General features: G+C 53.4%; 1 tRNA gene. It reads right to left on the bottom strand.

The annotated features are described in order from the left end of the window. Positions 1–302 precede the first annotated feature (302 nt). Positions 303–378, bottom strand: a tRNA-Gly gene (locus tag CWB99_RS23680). Positions 379–581: the final 203 nt, after the last annotated feature.

Raw genomic sequence — 581 nt, 5'->3', positions numbered from 1 at the left:
AGCTTGGGACGTTAGACAGTCGTCGAGTTACTACCCCACGCGGCGGAACCTTGCGGTCGCATATCTGGGTTCTGCCAGCTGAGCTAGTGCCGCATCACAGTGTAGCTCTTAGTTTCCCACTGGGCGCAACCTTGAGGTCGCGTCTAACGTTTTAGCAGCTGAGCTAGTGCCGCATCACAGTGTAGCTCTTAGTTTCCCGCTGGGCGCAACCTTGAGGTCGCGTCTAACGTTTTAGCAGCTGAGCTAGTGCCGCATCACAATGAATACTCTTTTTTAGTCAGTCGAGTAGACTGATTGTAGATTGGAGCGGCACACGAGGTTCGAACTCGTGACCTCGACCTTGGCAAGGTCGCGCTCTACCAGCTGAGCTAGTGCCGCATCACAATGTAGCTCTTAGTTTCTCGCTGGGCGCAACCTTGAGGTCGCGTCTAACGTTTTAGCAGCTGAGCTAGTGCCGCATCACAATGAATACTCTTTTTTAGTCAGTCGAGTAAACTGATTGTAGATTGGAGCGGCACACGAGGTTCGAACTCGTGACCTCGACCTTGGCAAGGTCGCGCTCTACCAGCTGAGCTAGTGCC

The sequence above is a fragment of the Pseudoalteromonas rubra genome, from assembly GCF_005887095.1.
GTDB classification, from domain to species: Bacteria; Pseudomonadota; Gammaproteobacteria; order Enterobacterales; family Alteromonadaceae; genus Pseudoalteromonas; species Pseudoalteromonas rubra_E.
Note: the sequence above shows the minus strand (reverse complement) of the source record. Positions and strands in the feature narration are given on the sequence as shown.